The organism is Acinetobacter sp. NRRL B-65365 (assembly GCF_001605865.1).
Classification (GTDB): Bacteria; Pseudomonadota; Gammaproteobacteria; order Pseudomonadales; family Moraxellaceae; genus Acinetobacter; species Acinetobacter vivianii.
In genome coordinates this window covers 56,445-62,444 of sequence record NZ_LRPD01000024.1, presented here as the reverse complement: position 1 = coordinate 62,444, position 6,000 = coordinate 56,445, and the positions used below count along the sequence as shown (strand labels likewise).

At 40.6% G+C, this 6,000-nt stretch carries 4 protein-coding genes; 2 read left to right on the top strand and 2 right to left on the bottom strand.

What is annotated here, in order from left to right; all coding sequences use genetic code 11:
* Window positions 1-103: 103 nt before the first annotated feature.
* Window positions 104-2,134 carry an NADPH-dependent 2,4-dienoyl-CoA reductase gene (locus AWW72_RS10565; RefSeq protein ID WP_004770438.1) on the bottom strand — a complete coding sequence of 677 codons (2,031 nt, stop codon included), beginning with the start codon at window positions 2,132-2,134 and terminating at the stop codon, window positions 104-106.
* A gap of 200 nt (window positions 2,135-2,334) precedes the next feature.
* Window positions 2,335-3,252, bottom strand: coding sequence for a DMT family transporter (locus tag AWW72_RS10560; RefSeq protein WP_062847298.1), 918 nt, complete (start codon window positions 3,250-3,252; stop codon window positions 2,335-2,337).
* A gap of 168 nt (window positions 3,253-3,420) precedes the next feature.
* Between AWW72_RS10560 and AWW72_RS10555 the strand changes: the two genes are divergently transcribed.
* Both AWW72_RS10555 and argG read left to right on the top strand, forming a co-directional pair.
* A complete protein-coding gene (locus tag AWW72_RS10555; protein ID WP_062847297.1) occupies window positions 3,421-4,272 on the top strand; it encodes a LysR family transcriptional regulator in 852 nt (283 codons plus the stop codon).
* 261 nt (window positions 4,273-4,533) lie between these two features.
* Window positions 4,534-5,877: an argininosuccinate synthase gene (argG, locus tag AWW72_RS10550; protein WP_004770443.1), complete on the top strand. Its 1,344-nt coding sequence runs from the start codon at window positions 4,534-4,536 to the stop codon at window positions 5,875-5,877.
* Window positions 5,878-6,000 lie beyond the last annotated feature (123 nt).

Below are 6,000 nucleotides of genomic sequence, written 5' to 3'. Positions count from 1 at the left end.
CCGCTCTGCCACGCTTCCATGTGCGTAAGAATACAAAGCTTGCCCTGTTTATACAAGAGAAATTTAACTGCAATGTATTCAAATGCATATTGTTTCATCAATTTTACAGTTTAGCGGCTAATTCAGCACCATCTCGGATCGCACGCTTCGCATCAAGCTCTGCCGCAAGCTTCGCTCCACCAATAATATGATAGTTTGCTAAAGTACTTTCACCTTCTTTTGGCATCAAATCTTTGACCGATTCCTGTCCTGCACAGACCACAATGGTATCTACGCGCAACAATTGATCATGCCCATTATGTTCAACCCATAACCCTTCATCGGTGACTGCTTTATATTGCACACCACGTAGCATACGCACGGCATGTTTTTTAAGTTGCGCACGATGTACCCAGCCCGAGGTTTTACCTAAGCCGATACCTAATGGTGTGGTTTTACGTTGTAGCAAATAGATTTGACGAACTGGCATTTCAACTTCTGGACGCTGCATCCCACCTTCTGAAATATAATCAGGATCTGGATCAACGCCCCATTCACGCTGCCATTCTGCTAAAGGTTGTGGCTGAGGTTGATGTGGAGGTTTTAACAGAAACTCTGAAACATCAAAGCCAATACCACCTGCACCGATCACAGCAACTTTATGTCCTACTTCTGCACCACGCAAAACCTCTGCATAAGACAGGACTTGTGGTGCTGTGCTACCTTGAATCTTTAAGGCACGTGGTACCACACCCGTTGCCACTACAACTTCATCAAACCCTTCTCGCTCTAACTGTTCACGGCTAATCCGTGTATTTAAACGTACATCAACACCAGTCTGTTTCAATTGCACTTTAAAATAACGAATGGTTTCATGAAACTCTTCTTTACCAGGAACCACTTTTGCCAAATTAAACTGACCACCGACATCCTCATTTGCTTCAAACAAAGTGACGGCGTGACCACGGCTTGCAGCTACAGTCGCAGCCGACATGCCTGCCACACCACCGCCAACGACTGCAATGCGTTTTGGTTTCTTGGTTTTGATATAAACCAGTTCCGTTTCAAAACATGCTTGTGGATTGACGAGACAAGTGACACGCTGGTTTTTAAAAGCATGGTCTAAACACGCCTGATTACAAGCAATACAGGTATTAATTTCATCGACACGATTGGTGGCTGTTTTATTGACCCAATACGGATCAGCCAAGAATGGACGCGCCATTTGCACCATATCGGCCTTGCCTGAAGCAATAATTTCTTCAGCAACATCAGGCATATTGATACGATTCGATGCAATCACAGGAACCGATACATGCTGCTTCACGGCTGCGGTATAGTCGACAAATGCTGCACGCGGCACAGAAGTTACAATTGTAGGTACACGCGCTTCATGCCAGCCAATCCCTGTATTTAACAGTGTAATCCCAGCTTTCTCTAATGCCTTGGCAACCACAATCACTTCTTGCATGGTATTGCCATCATGAACTAGATCCAGCAATGATAAGCGGAATGCGATAATGAATTTCTCACCAACTTTGGCACGGATTGCCTTAACGATTTCTACAGGAAAACGCATACGGTTTTCAATATCGCCGCCCCAACGATCGGTACGTTTATTCACGTGGCTACTCAGGAACTGGTTAATTAAATAGCCTTCTGAGCCCATGATTTCTACACCATCATAGCCTGCTTTTTTGGCCAGACTTGCGCAACGTGCATAATCGTCAATGGTTGCCAAAATCTGTGAATCAGACATTTGACGCGGTTTAAATGGATTAATCGGTGCCTGAATTGGAGAAGAAGATACTGAAAAAGGATGATAACCATAACGCCCAGAGTGCAAAATCTGCATGAGAATCTTTGCACCATGCTTATGTACTGCATGCGTAACCAGACGATGATGCGGAATATCTGCCAGACTATTCATCGTACCGCCTGCAGGTAACAACCAGCCTTGACGGTTTGGAGAAATCCCCCCAGTAATGATTAAGCCAACACCGCCCTTTGCACGCTCACCAAAATAAGCTGCAAGTTTAGGATAATTAAAAAAACGATCTTCTAAACCTGAATGCATTGAGCCCATCACGACACGGTTTTTAATTGTAGTAAAACCCAAATGTAATGGCTTTAAGATATTTGCATAGCTAGTCATGGTATTCCTTCTTTAATTTTGGCTTTGCAACTTGTTGCATAGTACTTTAATACTTTTTTATTGATTTGGGATGACTGTAAATCGAATTTTAATGGTTGAAAGTGTCAATTTAGCTGAAACCCTTTAAATATTCTCCAAGGCAAACGTATAAAAAAAGCAGCCATTTAACTGACTGCTGTTCTGATATTGAAAATGAAAGCTTAATGCTGTTGATTACCTGAATAGGCCAAATGACTTTTTGGCTTTTTCACTTTAAGCGAACTCATCACAATCCCCAAACAAATAAATGCCGCACCAATCAGAATATTCAGCGTTAAAGGTTCATGCCAGATCAAAGAACCAAACAACAAGCTGAGAATTGGAATACACATGATCGAGATTGAGGCAATAAAAGTATCCACCTGACTCACGATCCAGTTCCACAATACAAACGCAAATCCCGTTCCGATCACCGCAATATAAAATAAGGCCGATTCATTTAAAGGATTAAGCCACACTTGGACATCTACAGGTTCAAAAGCTAAAGCACCGACAAAAATAACAGCTCCACCTAGCAATAGTTGCCAAATGGTCAGCTTGATTTTGTCATAGCTGGCAAAATTCTTTTTGATAAACACTGTTGATAAGGCCCAGAAGAAACCAGAACCAATTAACAAGATTTGCCCAAGCAATGAGGTATTCATATGGATATGCTGAAGTTGCGGCCAAAGAATAGCGATCAGTCCCAGCGTCCCTAAAATAAGTCCGATGCCTTTTTGGCTATTCAAACGCTCATTTAAGAAATAATGTGCCAGCACACCAATAAAAATAGGCATGGTAAATACCAGCACTGCCGATAATCCCGAATCTACAAATTGCATAGCAAAAGTTTGCGTTGCATAGAAACCAAGACAAATCAGCAAGCTTAAAATGATGAGCGGTTTCCATTCAGCCTGTTTGGGCAAAATCGATTTCTTCAAAATTCGTTGTACAACCATTAAGGTCAATGCAGCCAGAATCAAACGCGTAGAGATAAACAGGAATGGTGGAAATACCTGCAAACTATGTTTGACCAAGCCCCATAAAGAGCCCCAGACCAAACATAACAACGCGATTGCGCTAACGACTCGAATATTCACGTGTTGTACTCAACCCTTGGAAAGTCATGTTAGTGTATAAAATAAATGACATCATGAATAATGCTATGTTTTAATAGATACATCATTTTTTTTGATGCCTATTCAGCACCTCTCCTTTTTGATTTTTATCTGTTGGAATAGATGAGCTGGATTGATTGAGGAATTGCCGTGAATATTGATATTAATGATATCCGATCTTTTGTCACTGTGGCCGAGCTTAAGAGCATTACAGCGGCGGCGCATAAGCTCAACTATTTACAATCCAATATGACTGCAAAAATCAAGAAAATTGAAAATCATTACAAACGCCAGTTATTTATTCGTAAACCCAAAGGTGTTGAGTTGACTGAATCAGGCATGAATTTGTACACCCAATACAAAAAGATGATGTTCACTTGGGAAGAAACTGAAAATAAAATCTATCAACAAGAAAGTGTCTTACGTTTTGGAACCAATACCAGTCTCGGCGGGATGCGTTTTCATCCTTCATTTAGCAAATTATATGAAGCTTATCCAGAGCTATCCATCACCATGAAAACTGGCTCTACGGGCTATATAGAAGATGAAATTCTAGCGGGCAATCTGGATATGGCTTATGCACTGGGTCATCCCAAACAAAAGAATCTGCAATATATAAAAAAGGCGGATGATCAACTGGTGATTATTGGCAAAAATATGATTAACCATGACAATCTTGAGGAATGTCTGAATCACCAAAATATCTTACTGGCCTCTGAACAATGCTGCTATGCCACAACTTTAGATAGCATCTATACAGACTACAATCTCACCAAAGGTGAACTCACTCATATTTACGATCATGAAGCTTTAATTCACTTTACCCAGTTGGGTATGGGCATTTCGATGATCGCCAAGTCTTTGATCGAGAAATACAAAATTCAATATTATCGGGAAACCCCTGAACAATATCGGGACATTGGCTTATACCTGATTGCACGCAATGACCATGTCTTTACACCGATCGAGAAGCAATTTATTGGTCTAAATGATTCACTTTGAATATTAACGATAAGTATTACAATCTTTTTCTCACTCCCTCTGGGTTTATGAAAGCTCATCAAGAGATAATGCCTTCTGGTGAATACTTATCGTAAAACTTTATATTTTTCTGATGTTAATCTATTTTTCAAATGAAAAAAAAAGAATTCCTTTCCTAACACAAAAAAAATCGATTTGAAAAGTGATATAGTACGGGACGTATAAATTCTCTTTGGTCACCGATGTATTAGGGTGCCTATTTCGAAATAGTTAGGACTAGCAATGACTGATAATGCAACGATCTTGCAGAATGTACCAGTAGGTAAAAAAGTTGGGATTGCCTTCTCTGGTGGTTTAGACACTTCAGCAGCTTTATTATGGATGAAACAGAAAGGCGCAGAGCCTTATGCATATACTGCAAATCTGGGTCAACCTGATGAAGATGACTATGATGCTATTCCAAAGAAAGCTGAACAGTACGGCGCAGTCAAAGCTCGATTAATCGATTGTCGTTTACAACTTGCGCTTGAAGGTATTGCAGCAATTCAGTGTGGTGCATTCCATATCAGCACGGGTGGTGTTCCTTATTTCAATACCACACCTTTAGGTCGTGCAGTGACAGGTACCATGCTTGTTACCGCAATGAAAGAAGATGACGTCAACATTTGGGGTGACGGCTCGACTTATAAAGGTAACGATATTGAACGTTTCTATCGTTATGGTTTATTGACCAACCCTGCTCTCAAAATCTATAAGCCTTGGTTAGACCAACAGTTTATTGATGAGTTAGGCGGTCGTGCCGAAATGTCGCAATTCCTGATCGACAACGGCTTTGACTATAAAATGTCAAAAGAAAAAGCGTATTCAACTGACTCAAATATGTTGGGTGCGACGCACGAAGCAAAAGATTTAGAATACTTAAATGCTGGTATTAAAATCGTAGATCCGATCATGGGTGTTGCGTTCTGGAAAGAAGAAGTTGAAATTCAACCAGAAGAAGTGAGCATTACTTTTGAAGAAGGTATGCCAGTTGCATTAAATGGTCAACGTATCGAAGATCCAGTTGAATTCATTTTAGAAGCAAACCGTATCGGTGGTCGTCATGGTTTAGGTATGTCTGACCAAATCGAAAACCGTATCATCGAAGCGAAATCTCGCGGTATTTATGAAGCACCGGGTATGGCTTTGTTACATATCGCTTATGAGCGTTTAGTTACGGGTATTCATAACGAAGATACGATTGAACAATACCGCATTAACGGTTTACGTTTAGGTCGTTTACTTTACCAAGGTCGCTGGTTCGATTCACAGGCGCTCATGCTTCGTGAAACTTCACAACGTTGGGTTGCTAAGGCAATTACAGGTACTGTGACACTCGAATTACGTCGTGGTAATGATTACACCATCATGAACACTGAATCTCCTAACCTCACTTATGAAGCTGAGCGTTTAACGATGGAGAAAGGCGATTCGATGTTTACACCGATGGATCGTATCGGTCAGTTAACTATGCGTAACCTTGATATCACAGATACACGTGCAAAATTGGGTATCTACACAGAAACTGGTCTACTTTCTGTAGGACAAGGCTCTGCGATTCCACAGTTGGAAAACAAATCAAAATAAGCGTTTGATACACTGATATCAAATTCTGAAAAGGCTGAATATTTGATTCAGCCTTTTTTTATGGACATCAAAAAAATACACGTTTGCAATCATTCCATTTATAGAACAACACGTCGCATTAAA

What these genes read in the sequence shown, in the direction of transcription:
- AWW72_RS10565 (WP_004770438.1), bottom strand. Translation starts at nt 2,134, where the DNA reads ATGACTAGCTATGCAAATATCTTAAAGCCATTACATTTGGGTTTTACT.
- argG (WP_004770443.1), top strand. Translation starts at nt 4,534, where the DNA reads ATGACTGATAATGCAACGATCTTGCAGAATGTACCAGTAGGTAAAAAA.